Below are 17,485 nucleotides of genomic sequence, written 5' to 3' on the forward strand. Positions count from 1 at the left end.
CCCTTAGCGTTTTGACAATTTTTCTTCGATAGTTGCAATCATTTCATCACGAACTTCCTTGACTGGAATCTCAACGATCACGGAACCAAGGAAACCGCGGACAACCAAACGTTCTGCCGTTGCCTTATCCAAGCCACGGCTCATGAGGTAGTACATGTCTTCTGGATCTACTTGACCGATTGAAGCTGCGTGTCCTGCAGTGACATCGTTTTCATCAATCAAAAGAATCGGGTTGGCATCTGAACGCGCTTGGTCTGAAAGCATGAGAACACGGCTTTCTTGTTGCGCATCTGCTCCCTTAGCGCCCTTGATGATGTGACCGATACCATTAAAGGTCAAGGTTGCTTTTTCAAGAATAACCCCATGTTGGAGGATATTTCCGATTGAGTTGCAACCATAGTTAGTCACTCGAGTATCAATCCCTTGTACCTGACGACCACTTGAAAGAGCTACAACCTTGAGATCTGCATGGCTACCATTTCCAATCAAGTCACTATCAAAATCCGCAACGACATTCCCTTCGTTCATGACACCGATGGCCCAGTCAATGCTTGCATCGTTGCCCAATTTACCACGACGGCTAATGTAGGCAGTGACGTTTTCACCTAGACGGTCGATAGCCGCAAACTTCACTTGCGCACCAGAACGCGCAATCACTTCGACTGTGATATTGGCAGTTGCCTTAGCTCTACCTTCACCTCGTGACTCAAGACGTTCAAGATAGTTAATCTTACTGTTCTTACCAGCGATAATCAGGATATGCTTGTTAAACGGTACATCGCTATCACTGTCTTGGTAGAAAATACCTTCGATTGGCTCTGTGATTTCTACGTTATCTGGAATGTAGAGAACAGCACCACTGTTAAAATAAGCTGTGTGGTAGGCTGCCAACTTGTCATCGTCATATTTAACAGATGACATGAAGAATTTTTCGATAAGTTCTGGAATTTCTTCTAAAGCTGAGTGAAAGTCTGTGAAAACAACACCTTGTTCAGCTAACTCAACTGGAGTTTGCTCAAAAACAGTTTGGGTTCCAACTTGTACCAACTTCAAGTGGTTATCTAAAGCCGTGAAGTCAGGAACATTTGCTAAAGGTTCACTTTCTGTGATGGTTCCATCCCCCAGATTCCAACGGTGAAATTTCACACGCTCAATAACTGGTAATTCCAAACTCTCAATCTTATCAAAAGCTTTTTGACGGAGGTCAGCCAACCAGCTTGGTTCAGCATGCATTTCTGCAAAAAGTTTAATATTCTCTTTAGTCATTTACTTCTCCTAAAAGATACGAGGGAATTACAATTCTTCCTTGTAGTCATAGCCAAGTTCTTCAGCCAGTTTTGCGTATCCTTCACGTTCTAAACGCGCAGCCAATTCTGGACCACCAGAAAGGACAACACGACCTTCCATCATCACGTGTACCACGTCTGGTGTGATGTAGTTCAAAAGACGTTGGTAGTGAGTGATAATCATAGCACCAAAGCCTTCACCACGCATAGCATTAACACCTTTAGAAACAACTTTAAGAGCGTCAATATCAAGACCAGAGTCAATCTCATCCAAAAGGGCAAATGTTGGCTCCAACATCAAAAGTTGAAGAATTTCATTACGTTTTTTCTCACCACCAGAGAAACCTTCGTTGAGGTAACGCTCAGCCATTTCTTCTTTCATGTTGAGCAGTTCCATCTTCTCGTCTAGTTTAGTAATAAACTCACGAACTGAAATCTTCTCATCATCTTCCTTACCAGCATTCATGGCTGCACGAAGAAACTCAGCATTGGTAATTCCAGGAATTTCTGATGGATATTGCATTGCAAGGAAAAGTCCCATACGCGCACGCTCGTCCACTTCCAACTCAAGGATGTTTACGCCATCAAACAAGACTTCACCTTTGGTTATCTCATAGTTTGGATTTCCCATGATAGCGGCAGAAAGAGTCGATTTACCAGTACCATTTGGTCCCATGATAGCGGCAATTTCTCCTGTTTTCAGGGTCAGGTTAACCCCTTTTAAAATTTCTTTTCCTTCAATCTCAACGTGAAGATCTTTGATTTCTAATACTGACATGATAGTTCCTTTCTTTTTCAAGACCTTTACCATCCTTACTAGAAAAACGCCCGATTTCCCCAGAAATAGAGTGAAAGGTCTATAAATATACTTTTATAGTATAACAAAAAAAAGCCTAAAAGGCTTTGATTTTGTCTGGAATCTGAGGGCTGGTGGAATTAATAGGTTTCAAAAAACCTTAAAATAAACATTTATAAGAATTTTTCTATGTTCTACAAACTACAATAACTATTTGTTATTTAACCATTTTTCAATCATAAGTTCGAAGTGACTAATAACTAATATATTTTTAGATAAAACCTCGGATTCAAATAATAAATTATCTGTATGTGTCTTTATAACAATTCCAAATTTTAGATTTTTGGATTTAATTGCATTCTGTAATAGTAGGATACTATCATTTAAATCCTCATTTTTCTTTTGAATTTTAATTGGGATAGGTTTATCTTGAAAATGTTGAGGTAAGAAACCATCGATACCTTTATTTCTTTGCACTACTTTTGCATTTAATAATTTTAGAATGTTTTCTTCTTCTTCAGTTTTTGTTTTATAAGCCGCAATACCTTTTTTCAATAAATTAGAACTAGTCTTGATAATAGTCTCCAAACGTTGTTTCGTAATTGAAATAGCTTCCTCTGCAAGATCAATTCCAATATAATTTCTATTTAATATTTTTGAAGCTACTAATGTAGTTCCACTACCACAAAATGGGTCTAAAACCACATCGTTTTCATCAGTAGCAATTCTAATAATTTGTTCCAGTAATAAAATAGGCTTCTGAGTTGGATAACCGACTCTTTCTCTAGCTTTAGGGTTTAGAAACGGTATATTCCAAACATCTGAAAGTGGAACTCCGATTTTCTCTTTAGATAAAATATAATCACCATTATCATCAAGCTTATAAGTTGTTTTGGAATTACTATCTCGTCTTCGTTCTACTAAAATTTGGTCAAGATTTGTTGTGGAAGAATACTCTGTATAAATTGTCTTAAATTTGAATTTTTTTGTTTTTGAATAAAAATAAATATTTTGATGATTATTTAATAAACCTTTTTTTGAATTTGACCATCTTTTGTAGTTCCAAATTATTTCATTTTGGAACATATCGGCACCGAAAATATCATCTAAAACTAACCTTATATGATGGTTAGCAGTTTTGTCACAATGTACAAATATACTCCCACTATCTTTCAATACTCTTTTACATTCTATTAGTCTATTGTGTAAAAAACATTTATAATCCTCAATAGAAGCCCACGTATCTTCGAAAGAATAGGTAATATTATCTTTACTAGATAATTTTTGTGTTTTTTGTGTAAAAAATGGAGGATCCATGTAAATTAAATCAACACTCGATGATTTAATTGTTTTTAGTAGTTCTAAATTGTCTCCTTGCAGTATTGTCATTCTATGAGGCTCCTGTATTTCTTTCTGCAATTTCAGTCAGTACACTCAGTAAATCAATATCAGTAGTCGTTTTCAAATGTTCCCAAGCCGAATCACCATAATAATATTCTCCTCCAATACCTTTATACATCGTTTCTAATGTCTGTTGAATTCTTTTTGCTTGCTCTCTGTTAGGATAATAAAACATTAAACGAATTGGAGTATATCCCTTTTTATTAATTGCAATTATTCTTGTATGTTCTTTAGTTATGTGATCTCCATCTGTAGTCGCATCACGCCACTTTATCTCATATGCATTTTTATCATTAATTAAGCAATCTATTTCAAAAGTTTTTGGTCTTAGTCCTTCCGTATTGGGTATTTTTACCTTTCTAGCATTCTTTAAACCAAATTTTTCTTGGAAGCAGAGAACTGTTGCTTCCTCCAAGAATGAACCTGCATATTTATATAAAAAACGACCTTTATTTTGATATAAATCTATGTTTTCACCTTCTTCAAAAGAAATCCCCAGAACCCTATAAATCAAATAATGACTTTTATCATCAGCAGACATTTCTTGTAGTCTTTCTTCAATTTTAATATCTAGTTTATTTGAGTATTCTTTAGCTAGTTCTTCAATTTTTTCTTTCAAATCTGTCATTTTTCTCCTTATTTTACATAAAGGTTAAGTTATACTAAAGAAAAAATCAAATATCAGACCCGAAATCTAGGATAAGTAACCAAAAATACTAATCTTATAGTTGAAATAGGAGTATAAAAATCAGTATTAGGCGTAAGGAAATATAATTCTGAGGTATGTTTCTTTTTGATTTTTAAATATTTTTACATTTAGTTATAACATGTTTTAAGAAAAATAATCTACAACAAGTTGTGTAAATACAAAAAGGATATTATTTGAACTATAACAATTTATACTTCATGTATCAGTAAATAAAGAGCTAGTCTTTCCTATTAAAATGCTGATCAACAACATCAATGATTTTGCCCATCACATAACTGACTCGAAAATTTCTGAAAAGCAAAATGGCCCAAAAGGCTGCCATAATATAGCGACCAGTCATCCAGGCTTCATTGAAAAAATAGGTCTCAGCAGCTGTGAACAGCGCGATAATAATAAATTGTTGTTTATTCATAAACTTATTGTATCATGAAATCTTTCTTTAGTCTTCCTCTACCTTCACTTTATCAGCTAAAAATTCAAATCCTTCTGGAATCAAGCTTTCTTCTGCTTCTTTTTCAGCTTGAGAAGATTTAGCCTTGGCTGAAAAGGCTGCGCGAACTTCTTTCCATTCCTCCATGGAAATAGCTAAAATCTCAGGTGAAAAACCTGCTACCTGACTGAGGATGTTGCCAAACATGGTGTTGAGATTGTCCCGTTTCATAGTTTGCCCTGCATTGAAATTAGACTCAAAAGCAAGAATGGCATGATGTTCATTGGCCGCAACTGGTTGAGAACCAACGAGCAGAGCCTTATCTGGACCAACTAAGCTTTCAATCACTTCTCCCCATGCATTTTGGAGGCGGATCAAGTTTTGCCGTGCTAAATCAGGATTTTCGACAGCTTCTTGCAGGATAGCCTGAACTTTGTTGCGATCCACTCGATAGACTGTCTTGGAAGTCGCTGGACGGCTAGGGACTGGTACCACTTGTTTAGGAGCTGTTCCAACATTGGCAAGTTCTTGTTTGAGACGAACTACTTCCTGTCTCAGTGCAGAAATTTCACTTTCGACAGTTTCTGAAAGCACTGGTTCAGGCTTAATCTCAGCCAAACGGATAGTCATCATCTCAGCATAAATCTTTGGCTGCAAACTAGACTTAATATCTGCTAAACTCACTGTCGCTAAGCGAATCATTTCAAACAGATTTTCTTGAGGAAGAGCCAAATTTTCTACAAAGACTGAACTATGGTGAGTGTTTTCTCCCCCTGTTTGAACAATTAATAAATCTCTTAAATAGTGCAAAAGATCCGTCACAAAACGAGTCATGCTCTTGCCATTGTCAAATAGAAGATTTAAGCAAGACAAGGCCTTGGGAACATCCTGCTGGGATAAGGCAGCCACATAATCATCCAAGGCTGACAGACTAATGGTGCCTGTAATTTCTTCAGAGATGGCAGTCGTCAGCTCATTTCTCTGTGTTAAACTCAAGGCTTGATCCAGAATAGACAAGGCGTCTCGCATTCCACCTTCAGCTCGTCTGGCAATGATTTCCACAGCCTTCGGTTCAGAACTGATATTTTCTTTTTCTAAAATATGATAAATATGCTCCTTGATATCTTGAGTTTTAATCGATTTGAACTCAAAACGTTGAACACGCGATAAAATGGTTGCAGGAATCTTGTGCAATTCGGTGGTCGCCAAGATAAAGACAACATTCTGAGTTGGCTCCTCAAGAGTCTTCAAAAGCGCATTGAAGGCTCCCGTAGACAGCATATGGACCTCGTCAATAATATAGACCTTATAACGTGCCAAGCTAGGTGCATAGGTAGATTTATCACGAATTTCACGGATTTCATCAACTCCATTATTTGAAGCCGCATCCATTTCAATAACATCTTCTAGACTACCTTCTGTCACTGCCTGACAGATATAGCAGTGATTACATGGTTCTCCATCCACTTGATTTGGGCAGTTCATGGCCTTAGCAAAAATCTTGGCTACGCTAGTTTTCCCAGTTCCACGAGGGCCTGAGAAAAGATAGGCATGACTAATCTTTTCCTGCTCGACCGCTTGTTTTAGGGTTTTGGCCACAACCTCTTGTCCGACCAATTGTGAAAAAGTTTGGCTTCTATATTTTCGATAAAGTGCTTGATACATTAGACTTTCTCCTCAAACATTGTAAAGTCCCATTCTGTCGTCTCAAGCAAAATAGCAACAAATTGTTCCAAGTAATCACGGTCAATGGCATTGTAATCATCAATAAGTGAAGAGTCCAAGTCTAAGACACCCAGCAATCGACCATTCTTTAGCATGGGAACTACGATTTCACTCTTGGCCATACTATCACAAGAAATGTAGTTTGGATAGGTGCTCACATCGCCAACTAAAACAGTCTCTTGAAACTCAGCAGCTTCTCCACACACTCCTTTTCCAAGTGGAATGCGAATACAAGAAACACCACCCTGAAAAGGACCTAAAATCAACTCACTACCATCAAACAGATAAAAACCTGCAAATACAGTATTTGGAAAGCGAGATTTTAGGAGGGCACTAGCATTCGAAAGATTGGCAAGAACATTGCTCTCACCTTCAAGTAAATAAGAGAGTTCCTCATTTAACAATTGATATTGTGATTGTTTTTCTGAATCTAACATAGAACTATTATATCAAAAATGGGAAAGAGACAAAAGAAAAATCCCTTGTTTTAAACAAAGGATTTTGCGATTATCAATTTGATTAAAGTTCGATATCACCGAACAAGTCAGCCATTGAGAATCCTGTTTGTGTTTCTGGAAGTTCAAAATCACGTTTTTCTTGACGTTTTGGACGACGTGGACGAGCAGCACGTTTTTCTTCTTTTTGTCCTTCTTCTTGAGCTGGACGTTCTTCAAGAGCTTTGATAGAAAGTGATACACGTTCTGCGTCAGCGTTAACATCAAGGACTTTAACAGTCACTTCTTGACCAACAGTAAGAGCTTCTTTTGGATTTTCGATACGTTTGTGTGAAATTTGTGATACGTGAACAAGTCCATCGATACCTGGCAATACTTCAACAAATGCACCGAAGTCAGTCAAACGTTTAACTGTTCCTTCCACTACATCACCTTTAGCCAATTTTTGCTCAACGCCATCCCATGGTCCAGGTGTTGTTGCTTTAAGTGAAAGGGATACGCGTCCTTCTTCTTCATTAAGTTCAAGGACTTTAACTTCGATTTCTTCACCAACAGTTACAACTGATTTAGGTGATACGTTACGTTCGTGTGACAATTCAGTCAAGTGAACCAATCCGTCGACACCACCGAGATCGATGAAAGCACCGAAGCTAGTGATACGAGCAACTTTACCAGTTACTACATCACCAACAGCTAATTTACTGAATACTTCAGCACGAGCTGCTGCAGCTGCTGCTTCAACAACTTCACGACGCGAAATGATGAAGCGGTTTTCTTTAGGGTCAACTTCTTTGATTTTAGCATCAAATTCTTGACTTACGAAACGCTCAGTGTTACGTACGAAACGAGTATCCAACATTGAAGCTGGGATGAATCCACGAACACCTTCGAATTCTACTGAAAGTCCACCTTTAACGGCACGAGTTCCTTTAACAGTAACAACTTCTTCTTCGCGTCCTACAAGTTTATCCCATGCTTTGCGAGCTTCAAGGCGTTTTTTAGATACAAGGTATGTAACTGTATCAGTATCTTTACCAACTACTTGACGAAGTACAAGAACATCCAATACTTCTCCTACTTTCACAAAGTCATTGATATCTGCATCGCGATCGTTTGTCAATTCGCGAAGAGTCAAGACACCTTCAACACCAGTCCCAGAGATTGCAACGTTAGCTTGAGTCGCATCAACTGTCAATACTTCAGCACTAACAACATCACCAGGCTCAACTTGGCTAACGCTATTTAGCAAATCTTCAAATTCGTTCATCTAAAAAATCCTCCAACAATCAAGTCTTTCCAAACTTGACATACTTATAATTTTTTTCCTAAGCACCCGCAAAGACATGTTCACATCGTTCACGCCTTTCAATTATAAAAATAAAATACCCTAAGATATTTTTCTTTTTATCTTGAACTTATTACCTAAGAACTGGGGTAGCTGGATTCGAACCAACGCATGAGGGAGTCAAAGTCCCTTGCCTTACCGCTTGGCTATACCCCAATGATGAATGGAGAGAGAGGGATTCGAACCCCCGAACCCGAAGGAGCGGATTTACAGTCCGCCGCGTTTAGCCTCTTCGCTATCTCTCCAATGTTCAACGAAAACTATTATATCATGAAATTTTCAATAAAACAAGTATTATTTTGTCAAATTGTAGTTTTCAATCAAAATTTCCACAGTTTTTTCAAGTTTTTTATAAAAACTATCGACATTTCCATTCTTTATGATGGCAAATTGGCTATCTAATTCGGCAATTTCGCCAATAACCTTTTTTCCGATTGTCAAAACGTATCCTTCATAACTGTCTTTTCCAACAGTCACTTTAGCATCTGTTAATTGAATTTCAATTTTCTTATCTTTTTTACTCATACTGTACCTCTTTTCACCTTCTCTATTGTACAAGAAAATACTCAAACTAGCAAGAAAAAACTCCATTTCAGCCATTACATCTGCTATGGAGTTTCTCTTTAACTAATTATTTATGTGTCTTTGCAAATTAACCTCTTAGTTATTCTCTATCTCCTCTGTATATTTCGGTCTGATAGTTGTTCCATAATTAGTAATTGTTCGTTTTTGAACGAGCGGCAGCTCTGTACGGTAATATACAGTACGCCACGGTTCCCATGCAAGCCCTGTTTTCTCTTCGATTTTCACGCGAAGATTACGAACATTTCCTCTAAACTGAAGTTCTGTTTGGAAGCCTGCTGTTCTGTTTTTACCATTATCTTCCCATTGACGTGAACGAATACTTTCAATTCCATCCTTATCATAAGTTACTTCATCCCAGTAAACATAGTAACGAGCAATATAAGCTCCCTTGTGATGTAAATTGAGGTAACCATTTTTATATGAAGTCACTTTAGTTTCAATGTAGTCTGTATTGCTTTGAATTGTAGCTACTTGATTATCTTTCAAGAATGCAGTCTTATAAGAAATTGGAACAGCAGGGTTTTGTGTACTGAAAGTAGCTCCTTCTTGAATCAATTTCTTCAAATCTTCTACTGTACCTGTCACAACACGTGCAGCGCCATCAGCATTTCCACCTACGATTGAAACTGTTACAGTTGTATCCTTCAAGACACGTGCCCATTCAGAGTCTGGTTTAATAGGCACTCCTTTGATAACAGCATTAATCGCTGCTTTCAACTCTGTACTCTTGCTTGTTGTTTCAAATTTAACATACATTTGACGTCCGTATGAAACGCTTGACACGTATACAGGAGGTGTTTTTTCATCAATTCCACGTGCTTTTAATTGATCAACCGTTACTCCTGGGGCAAATACATCTGATGGATTTTTGGGAGCATCAAAGTTAGCTGTATAGTAAACTTGTTTAAAATCAACTACCTCAATTTGTTTTTCACCCTTGTGAACTGCATCAAAGTCAATTTTCAAATTAACACCGACTTTTTCAAAATCACTTCCGAATTTTGCTTTCAATTGATTCATGCTGTAAGCAGAAGTTGATTCGTACTGCATACGCGCTGGAGCAGGATTTTTCGCAGCATATTTTTCATGCCAACGATTTAACAAGGTATTTACACCTTCCTGCATGCCACTTACAGTTGGTTTGGCATCTACATAGCTATCTCCGCCTACCATTCCTGGTAAATCAACGCTAATTCTCCCCTTCTTACGATCTACACTAATTTGTTGTGGTTTATTTTCTAGAAGGTCTTGATTTGCTTTAAACAATGCACCTAGGAAAATATCTCCGTTACCATTAATGGCAACATCAGCAGAACCATTAGAAAGGTTCTTCTTCACTTTTTCCACAACCACAAATTCATTGCCTTGTTGTTTTGTGCTTGTATTAGTGTAATTTTCTAACGCTTCTCCTTTTCTAGTCAAAATATTTAATTTATCATAATTTAAACCAAATAAATAGTTATTTAGTTCTGCAGTAAAGTCTGTTTTTGCGGCTCTTTCAAATTTAGTATTAATCGCTGCTTTTTCTTCTGTAGCACGATACACTTCTACCTCTGCTAAGCTAAGTGGTGTTTTTGATTTATTTAGCTCCACTTTAACATATCGTGCATTCACTCCAGTGAATTGAACGTCAATTGTTGGTTGATTGTTTAAACTATCGACATGTTGACGAGTTACTTCCTTACCATCTTTATTCAACAAAATAACATAAAAATTAGATAAACGATTCGCTACAACTCCATCTCCACGATTGTAAATACGAACAGTTCCTACTGATTCTTCTTTCTCTAAATCAACTTTCCACCAAGAATGATCTTGAAAATCTGTATGGGTAACGGAACGATTGTTCCAGGCATTATCACGATTGCCGTCAACTGCTCTAGAAGCATCTCCTCCATAAGCAATTGAACTCTGACTCGCAGACTTATGAGCAGCAATATTTTCACCAGCAACTGCAGCTACACTTGGCTCTGTCGCTTTTACTGCATTTGATTGAAAAATTAATCCAGAACCTAGTAAAAATGTTGCAATGGCAACGCCACATACTCCAACACTACGTTTACGAATAGAAAAACGAAATCCTTTATCTTGTTTGTTTTGAGACATACAAAAACTCCTATTTAGCATTTTATTTCTTGAATGCGCTTTCTTCGAAACGATATTAGTATAACACAAAAACAGATGTGATGCAATCGTTTTCTATGAATATTTTCTCATTAATCATCTATTTTTAAACACAATAAGCTAGTTTGTCTATTTTTGTAGCGCTTATAAGAAAAAGTAGAAAAAATTTAGAGTATCCACGTATATTTATGTTATTTAAAAAGAAAATTCATTTTACTAATCATCTCTTACGAGAAATTTACAATTAATTTGAAGAAGCTATTTTACCACCCTAAATAAAAAACAAGGGCACTACTCACATTCGAATAGAACCCTCGTCTTCTTATCCTAACAATATCGTTCGGCAACTTTCTATACTGCCTATTTCTTGCACTTCGTGCTGCTGTCACAGTAGCTTATTCCGCAGTAGCTGACGAAATCGCATCCCCTTCAGTTGTCCGTTTCTCTTTTTCTGGTATTGTCGAACTCGAGGTCAGATGATTGGATTTCTTTTGAATCACTATAGAAATCAGAACCTCTTTTCTACTACCATCACTAAATACGACCAACAGCTTGCCCTGATAATTTCCTGCTACTTGAAGATTTATCTTTGAATAGTCCGTTACATCCTGAAGCACTATATTCTGAGGTAATTGTCCTTTGTTCTTGATATTATCTCGTAAATCAACACTTCCATTTTCATTCAAAATCTCATCATTTACTTCGACATCATAAACATCTGCATCATGAAGCTGCTGATTAAAATGTAGGCGAGACAGATTTTCTTCAGCATATCCTCTACCATCCATCGACCATTTGTCTCCGACAGCAAACCCCGGTTGACCATTCAATAACGATTCAAAGTAACTTCGTGAACCATGACAATTAGTCGTATTTCCTATATTGATTGCATGAGCAAAATTCCCCACCGCAGGAATCAGTTTGTCATTATTCACCATATAATGGATTGAACGTCCTTCCAGAGTGAGTTGCTCCCCTACTTTGGCCAGCCTATTGAGCCATTGAGTAAATATTCCACCTTTGATTTTAGGTGCATTAAAAGTATAAGATTGCTTGAACCAAGTATAGTTCTCCTCTTTTGAGTTAATCAAAGCACGATGAGCTAAATATCCCCCTAAGGAATGTCCAGTCGCATAGAGATTGGTAACTGTATGCTCCGCTTCATATTTTTTCAATAAATTTTCTATAGATATAGCTTGCTTAGGGTTCAACCCCAAAAAGATAGCCGTATCGTCATCCGTATCAGCGCTACCTTTCGTTCCTCTTACTGCCAATACTTGGACTGTTTTATCAGCTAAATAAGGTACATCGCTTCTATTCTCGAACAGCACTGCATCAAAACCATTACTCAAATGATAGGTTTCACGAACCATCCAAAAGCGAGACAACTCCGTGTGCATCATCGCATATTCTTGGCGTCCTTTATAAAGCTCTTCTAACGGATTTTGAGAATCCAACACCTCAGAAATATAGTCATCATCACGATAACATAACTCCATAAACATCGCCATATCCCTTGAGCTGATATCCCATTGAAGGGGATTTTTATCCTCTCTATCCGAAATGCCATCCCCATCCGTATCCTTGAGGCGCGGATGACTATTATAGTCGTAATAAACTCGACCGTTTTTAGTATAGGTATACAATTCTTCTGAATTATACAAGCCATCCCCATCATCGTCACCATCTAGTTTCAAGACTTCTCCACCATACAACAAGGAATCAACGCGATTGTCTTCCAATCGGATTTTTCCTTCTGCAATTGCTTGAGCAGTTTCAGTTGTCAATTTTATTTTATCAACTTCTTGAGCCTCTCCGGCTTGAGCTTGAAATCCTAAAGCGAGCACAATTGCTATGCTTCCTGCTATCACGTATCTTTTTTTATTCATCTTTCTCTCCGAAACAAAGAGCCAGCTACAATACTGGCCCTTTTTAGCTTATTCTTTTAGCAATCTACTTTCCTTAAGTATTCGCTATCAAACTTAGTCATTCGCATCATCTTCATGCTTCTTACGTGCTACTCCATACAATGTCCCCGCACCTACAATTGCAGCCATAGCCGCAGCTGTAAAGAATGGATTAACAGTCGAACCTGTATTAGGTAATGTTTTTGTAGCTGAATTTATTTGATTTCCTGTAACATCATCACCATTAGAATGATTTCCGTCCGTAGCTTTTTTCTCTACGTGAATTGTCACAGTTACTTCATCTTTAGAGCCATCAGGGTAGGTCACCTTCACCTTCGCTGTCTTATCGCCTGGTGTTGTAGTATCTACTGGACTTTCAAATTCAAATTTCGTTCCTTTTGGTAGGTCTGGAATATTTGCAATTGAATCTTCAGCTTTTGGTGTTTCACCTGTTTTGACTGTTTGATCCTTACCTTTTGGTTCATGAGTGTCTGCGTCCGTCGGCTTCTCTTTTACGGTCACTTTCACCGGAACTTCATCTGTCGTTCCGTCTGGGTAAGTAACTGTTACTTTACCTTCGATAACATCACCTGGTTTCTTATCCGCTGGAATCTTGACAGTAGCTTTACCTGTATTTTCGTCTACGGTGATACCTGAACCGTCTTTAACCTTGTATTTGGTGCCATCTGGGATTTGTTTGCCAGTCTTATCTTTAGGTTCAAGTGTGACACTATCGCCCGGCTTACCTGTTGCAGATGGATACTCTGGTTGGTAGTTCTCGTTATCTGGTGTCTTCTTCGGTGTAACTATCACCTTCACTGGAACCTCATCCTTAGATCCGTCTGGATAAGTGACTTCCACAACACCTTCTTTTTCACCTGGTGTAGCTGTATCTGGCTCTTTCTTCCAAGTGTAAATTGAATCTTTTGGTAGCTCACCCTTGTTTCCGATGCTGTCATCAGCTTTTGGTTTTGTACCTTGTTCTACAGTTTGGTCTTTCGCTTCTGGTGAATAGGTAATATTGTCCGGTGTCTTAGACACGGTCACTTTCACCGGAACTTCATCTGTCGTTCCGTCTGGGTAAGTAACTGTTACTTTACCTTCGATAACATCACCTGGTTTCTTATCCGCTGGAATCTTGACAGTAGCTTTACCTGTATTTTCGTCTACGGTGATACCTGAACCGTCTTTAACCTTGTATTTGGTGCCATCTGGGATTTGTTTGCCAGTCTTATCTTTGGGTTCAAGTGTGACACTATCGCCTGGCTTACCTGTTGCAGACGGATACTCTAGTTTATAAAGTTCGTTATCTGATGGTTCAACTTCAAGTTTTAATGTCTTCGGCTCAGATGTCTTACTACCATCCGTATATTTTGCTTTGAAAGTTAAGTCTGCATTGTCTTTTATCGTTACATTTTTGATAGTAATCTTGTAGATTGTCTTATTGTTATCCAACTCACCATCGACTTCAACACGTTCATGACCATATTTGTCAATAAGTTCTTTCAAACCATCAATATCAACCGCCTTATCGCCTTCAGCCGTAAGGGTAAAGGTGACATCTTTTCCAGCCTTAGTCTTGATTTCTTCTTTATCAATCGTAAGGGTCGGAGCTTTCACTTCTGCTGGTTTATCTACCGTAACTTCTACCGGTATATCTTCTGTAGAGTTGTCTGGATAAGTAACCGTGATGGTTCCTGTAACTTTTTCCCCTTCTTTCTTATCCGCTGGAATCTTGACAGTAGCTTTACCTGTATTTTCGTCTACGGTGATACCTGAACCGTCTTTAACCTTGTATTTGGTGCCATCTGGGATTTGTTTGCCAGTCTTATCTTTGGGTTCAAGTGTGACACTATCGCCTGGCTTACCTGTTGCAGACGGATACTCTAGTTTATAAAGTTCGTTATCTGATGGTTCAACTTCAAGTTTTAATGTCTTCGGCTCAGATGTCTTACTACCATCCGTATATTTTGCTTTGAAAGTTAAGTCTGCATTGTCTTTTATCGTTACATTTTTGATAGTAATCTTGTAGATTGTCTTATTGTTATCCAACTCACCATCGACTTCAACACGTTCATGACCATATTTGTCAATAAGTTCTTTCAAACCATCAATATCAACCGCCTTATCGCCTTCAGCCGTAAGGGTAAAGGTGACATCTTTTCCAGCCTTAGTCTTGATTTCTTCTTTATCAATCGTAAGGGTCGGAGCTTTCACTTCTGCTGGTTTATCTACCGTAACTTCTACCGGTATATCTTCTGTAGAGTTGTCTGGATAAGTAACCGTGATGGTTCCTGTAACTTTTTCCCCTTCTTTCTTATCCGCTGGAATCTTGACAGTAGCTTTACCTGTATTTTCGTCTACGGTGATACCTGAACCGTCTTTAACCTTGTATTTGGTGCCATCTGGGATTTGTTTGCCAGTCTTATCTTTGGGTTCAAGTGTGACACTATCGCCTGGCTTACCTGTTGCAGACGGATACTCTAGTTTATAAAGTTCGTTATCTGATGGTTCAACTTCAAGTTTTAATGTCTTCGGCTCAGATGTCTTACTACCGTCTTTATATTTTGCTTTAAACGTTAATGTAGCATTATCTTTTGGAACTACATTTTCAATTGTAACTCTGTATACTTTTTTATTAAATTCGTATTCAAGATCTTCAATTATTACACGGTTATCATATTTGTCAACTAATTCATCGAAACCATCAATTTCAACTTCCTTCTCTCCCTCTAATGTCAGGGTGAATGTAACTTTAGTGTTTGCTTTTGTTTTTATATTTTCTTTGTCAATAGCTAGGGTCGGAGCTTTGACTTCTAGAATTTTTTTAGGCGTAACCGTTACTTGAACTGGTACTTCATCTACACTTCCGTCTGGATAGTGAACCTCTACTATTCCTGGTTTATTATCTCCTGGTTTTGAAGTGTCTGGAGTATGACCATCTTTCCATTTATATTTTGAATCTTGTGGCAACTCCTCTGTATTTACAATACTATCTTTTGCATCTAATTCTGTATCTTGTTCAACAGTCCTATGCTTAGCTTCTGGTGTATACTTAATGTTATCTGCATAATCTTTGACTGTAACATTAACTGGAACTGTATCAGTAGAGCCATCTGGGTAGGTTACTTTTACATTGCCTGAGATAACACTGCCTGGCTGTGCATTGTCAGGGATTTTAGTTCTTACTTCACCTGTAACTTTATCCACTGTAAATGGCGAACCTGCATCTACTTCATAGTTTGTTCCTGATGGAATTTGCTTGTTGTTTTTCTCTTTAACTTTGAGATTTACTGTGTCACCTGGGTAACCTGATCCACCATCATATTGTGGCGTGTAGTCATCTGCTTGCGTTGGCAATGTTGATACATCTACAGTAGCGATTTTACTAAAGTTGTATATCCCAGTTCCTGCAGGACGGCTAAACCCTGAGCCGCTTTCCCGTGAAGTAAGACCAACAGTCACCCACACTTTATTTGCTAAATCAGTATCTTCCCGGAAATAATCTCCCCAACCCATCCAATTTCCAAATTGACTTTTTACTTTTGGAAGCTGTTCTAAATTTTTTAATTCATCTCTATTAATACGGGTATCGAAATTATAAATCCTAGTACAAGACTGATTCTGTGCAGTAAGCCAATCACTAAAGCCATATTTCGAATAATAGATATGTTTCTCAATATTGTACTTTTCCCCATTTTCTTTATCAGTACCAGTACAGCCTAAACGATAGCCTCCCGCCCATTCTGTCATCATTTGACTAGACGGTCCTAATATCTCGGCTTCTTTTCCATTAACATTAACCTTACTAGGATTAAAAAGAGTTCTAGAATTTGTAGACCATTTATCTATATCACTTGGGTATCCTTCTAGCTTTTGCAACGTCCCCTGATAGCTCACATCATGGACAGTCATATTCTCAGGCTTATACAGACCACGAGAGGTTGTAAAAAGGCTATAAGGTCTAGCAAAATCCTTAGCAACCCCTGCAAAAGTTCCAGTACCATTTCCTTTTACAACAATCTGCCAATGAATAACATCCTGTTCTCTATCATACTGAGCTCTGACACGAAGCACTTCATCTGCATAATTACTATTTCCACCTGGTTTTCTTGACCAACCATTAGAGAAATTACTATCACCTTCTTTATAGGTGATTTCAGCTACCCCCGCTCTCCAGTTTATAGCGCTAATCTGACTTTTACCAGTTTCAGACTTTGTTTTAGCAACACTATTATCTTCTAACTTATCGTCTAACTTCCAGTTGGCATCTCTAGCTTCTAAAGCAGTCACAGTTCGGGCATATTTCAACATCTCCGATACATCTGTAGGTTTTAGAGTAAAGTTATTCTCTTCAATTACTTGTTCTAATTTTTGTCCTCTCTTATCTGTAACAGTTGAAATATCTTTGTTTGCAATATCATCATCTATTGAATTCTGTTTTGTTGCTTCCGTTTCTTTTTTCGCCTCTTGCGCTGGAATAACATCTGCATTTACAGCCGTCTCAGATGTTACTGCATTAGACTCAACAGCAAAAACCACCGCTTGCCCACCTATCATAAATGCGATAGCAATACTCGCAGCACCAAACTTGAATTTCCTAATAGAAAATCGCTGTTTCCCCTGCGATATGTCATATTTCTTTCGGTTACCTTTAATCATAAGAACACGTCCTCTCTAGTTATTAACCTATTCCACTATAAACTGGATATAGATATATCC

Annotated in this window: 12 protein-coding genes and 2 tRNA genes; all 14 read right to left on the reverse strand. The window is 37.9% G+C overall.

Annotated features, from left to right (window positions below):
• Positions 1 to 3: 3 nt before the first annotated feature.
• The 14 genes from sufD to OVN21_RS10695 all read right to left on the reverse strand — a co-directional run bounded on the left by sufD (position 4) and on the right by OVN21_RS10695 (position 17,425).
• Positions 4 to 1,266: a Fe-S cluster assembly protein SufD gene (gene sufD / locus OVN21_RS10630; protein ID WP_267248393.1), complete on the reverse strand. Its 1,263-nt coding sequence runs from the start codon at positions 1,264 to 1,266 to the stop codon at positions 4 to 6.
• A 27-nt stretch (positions 1,267 to 1,293) separates the two neighbouring features.
• The gene (gene sufC, locus OVN21_RS10635) at positions 1,294 to 2,064 is read right to left on the reverse strand and encodes a Fe-S cluster assembly ATPase SufC (RefSeq protein WP_267248394.1); all 771 of its coding nucleotides are present in this window, start codon (positions 2,062 to 2,064) and stop codon (positions 1,294 to 1,296) included.
• Positions 2,065 to 2,292: 228 nt separating this feature from the next.
• Entirely contained in the window at positions 2,293 to 3,471 is a 1,179-nt protein-coding gene (locus OVN21_RS10640; RefSeq protein ID WP_267248395.1) for a site-specific DNA-methyltransferase, read from the reverse strand.
• Between the two features lies 1 nt (position 3,472).
• Positions 3,473 to 4,111, reverse strand: a complete 639-nt coding sequence (locus tag OVN21_RS10645; protein WP_267248396.1) for an ApaLI family restriction endonuclease — start codon at positions 4,109 to 4,111, stop codon at positions 3,473 to 3,475.
• A 298-nt stretch (positions 4,112 to 4,409) separates the two neighbouring features.
• Positions 4,410 to 4,604 (reverse strand): DUF3272 domain-containing protein, encoded by a 195-nt coding sequence (locus tag OVN21_RS10650; RefSeq protein ID WP_148843407.1) that lies wholly within the window; start codon positions 4,602 to 4,604, stop codon positions 4,410 to 4,412.
• Between the two features lie 27 nt (positions 4,605 to 4,631).
• The gene (gene dnaX, locus OVN21_RS10655) at positions 4,632 to 6,287 is read right to left on the reverse strand and encodes a DNA polymerase III subunit gamma/tau (protein WP_267248397.1); all 1,656 of its coding nucleotides are present in this window, start codon (positions 6,285 to 6,287) and stop codon (positions 4,632 to 4,634) included.
• Positions 6,287 to 6,784, reverse strand: a complete 498-nt coding sequence (locus OVN21_RS10660; protein ID WP_267248398.1) for a GAF domain-containing protein — start codon at positions 6,782 to 6,784, stop codon at positions 6,287 to 6,289. Before OVN21_RS10660 ends, dnaX begins: the two co-directional genes overlap by 1 nt.
• An 82-nt stretch (positions 6,785 to 6,866) precedes the next feature.
• Positions 6,867 to 8,069, reverse strand: a complete 1,203-nt coding sequence (rpsA, locus tag OVN21_RS10665) for a 30S ribosomal protein S1 (protein WP_267248399.1) — start codon at positions 8,067 to 8,069, stop codon at positions 6,867 to 6,869.
• Positions 8,070 to 8,231: 162 nt separating this feature from the next.
• Positions 8,232 to 8,303, reverse strand: a tRNA-Gln gene (locus OVN21_RS10670).
• Between the two features lie 8 nt (positions 8,304 to 8,311).
• A tRNA-Tyr gene (locus OVN21_RS10675) sits at positions 8,312 to 8,392 on the reverse strand.
• Positions 8,393 to 8,441: 49 nt separating this feature from the next.
• Positions 8,442 to 8,672, reverse strand: a complete 231-nt coding sequence (locus OVN21_RS10680) for a DUF2969 domain-containing protein (protein WP_267248404.1) — start codon at positions 8,670 to 8,672, stop codon at positions 8,442 to 8,444.
• Between the two features lie 135 nt (positions 8,673 to 8,807).
• Entirely contained in the window at positions 8,808 to 10,838 is a 2,031-nt protein-coding gene (locus tag OVN21_RS10685; protein WP_267248400.1) for a thiol-activated cytolysin family protein, read from the reverse strand.
• A gap of 413 nt (positions 10,839 to 11,251) precedes the next feature.
• Entirely contained in the window at positions 11,252 to 12,745 is a 1,494-nt protein-coding gene (locus tag OVN21_RS10690) for a Rib/alpha-like domain-containing protein (protein ID WP_267248401.1), read from the reverse strand.
• Between the two features lie 93 nt (positions 12,746 to 12,838).
• On the reverse strand, positions 12,839 to 17,425 hold the full coding sequence (locus tag OVN21_RS10695) for a YPDG domain-containing protein (protein ID WP_267248402.1): 4,587 nt from the start codon (positions 17,423 to 17,425) through the stop codon (positions 12,839 to 12,841).
• Between the last annotated feature and the right edge of the window lie 60 nt (positions 17,426 to 17,485).

Source organism: Streptococcus sp. Marseille-Q5986 (genome assembly GCF_946902915.1).
In the GTDB taxonomy this organism is placed as follows: domain Bacteria; phylum Bacillota; class Bacilli; order Lactobacillales; family Streptococcaceae; genus Streptococcus.

What these genes read in the sequence shown, in the direction of transcription:
- sufD (WP_267248393.1), bottom strand. Translation starts at nt 1,266, where the DNA reads ATGACTAAAGAGAATATTAAACTTTTTGCAGAAATGCATGCTGAACCA.
- sufC (WP_267248394.1), bottom strand. Translation starts at nt 2,064, where the DNA reads ATGTCAGTATTAGAAATCAAAGATCTTCACGTTGAGATTGAAGGAAAA.
- OVN21_RS10640 (WP_267248395.1), bottom strand. Translation starts at nt 3,471, where the DNA reads ATGACAATACTGCAAGGAGACAATTTAGAACTACTAAAAACAATTAAA.
- OVN21_RS10645 (WP_267248396.1), bottom strand. Translation starts at nt 4,111, where the DNA reads ATGACAGATTTGAAAGAAAAAATTGAAGAACTAGCTAAAGAATACTCA.
- OVN21_RS10650 (WP_148843407.1), bottom strand. Translation starts at nt 4,604, where the DNA reads ATGAATAAACAACAATTTATTATTATCGCGCTGTTCACAGCTGCTGAG.
- dnaX (WP_267248397.1), bottom strand. Translation starts at nt 6,287, where the DNA reads ATGTATCAAGCACTTTATCGAAAATATAGAAGCCAAACTTTTTCACAA.
- OVN21_RS10660 (WP_267248398.1), bottom strand. Translation starts at nt 6,784, where the DNA reads ATGTTAGATTCAGAAAAACAATCACAATATCAATTGTTAAATGAGGAA.
- rpsA (WP_267248399.1), bottom strand. Translation starts at nt 8,069, where the DNA reads ATGAACGAATTTGAAGATTTGCTAAATAGCGTTAGCCAAGTTGAGCCT.
- OVN21_RS10680 (WP_267248404.1), bottom strand. Translation starts at nt 8,672, where the DNA reads ATGAGTAAAAAAGATAAGAAAATTGAAATTCAATTAACAGATGCTAAA.
- OVN21_RS10685 (WP_267248400.1), bottom strand. Translation starts at nt 10,838, where the DNA reads ATGTCTCAAAACAAACAAGATAAAGGATTTCGTTTTTCTATTCGTAAA.
- OVN21_RS10690 (WP_267248401.1), bottom strand. Translation starts at nt 12,745, where the DNA reads ATGAATAAAAAAAGATACGTGATAGCAGGAAGCATAGCAATTGTGCTC.
- OVN21_RS10695 (WP_267248402.1), bottom strand. Translation starts at nt 17,425, where the DNA reads ATGATTAAAGGTAACCGAAAGAAATATGACATATCGCAGGGGAAACAG.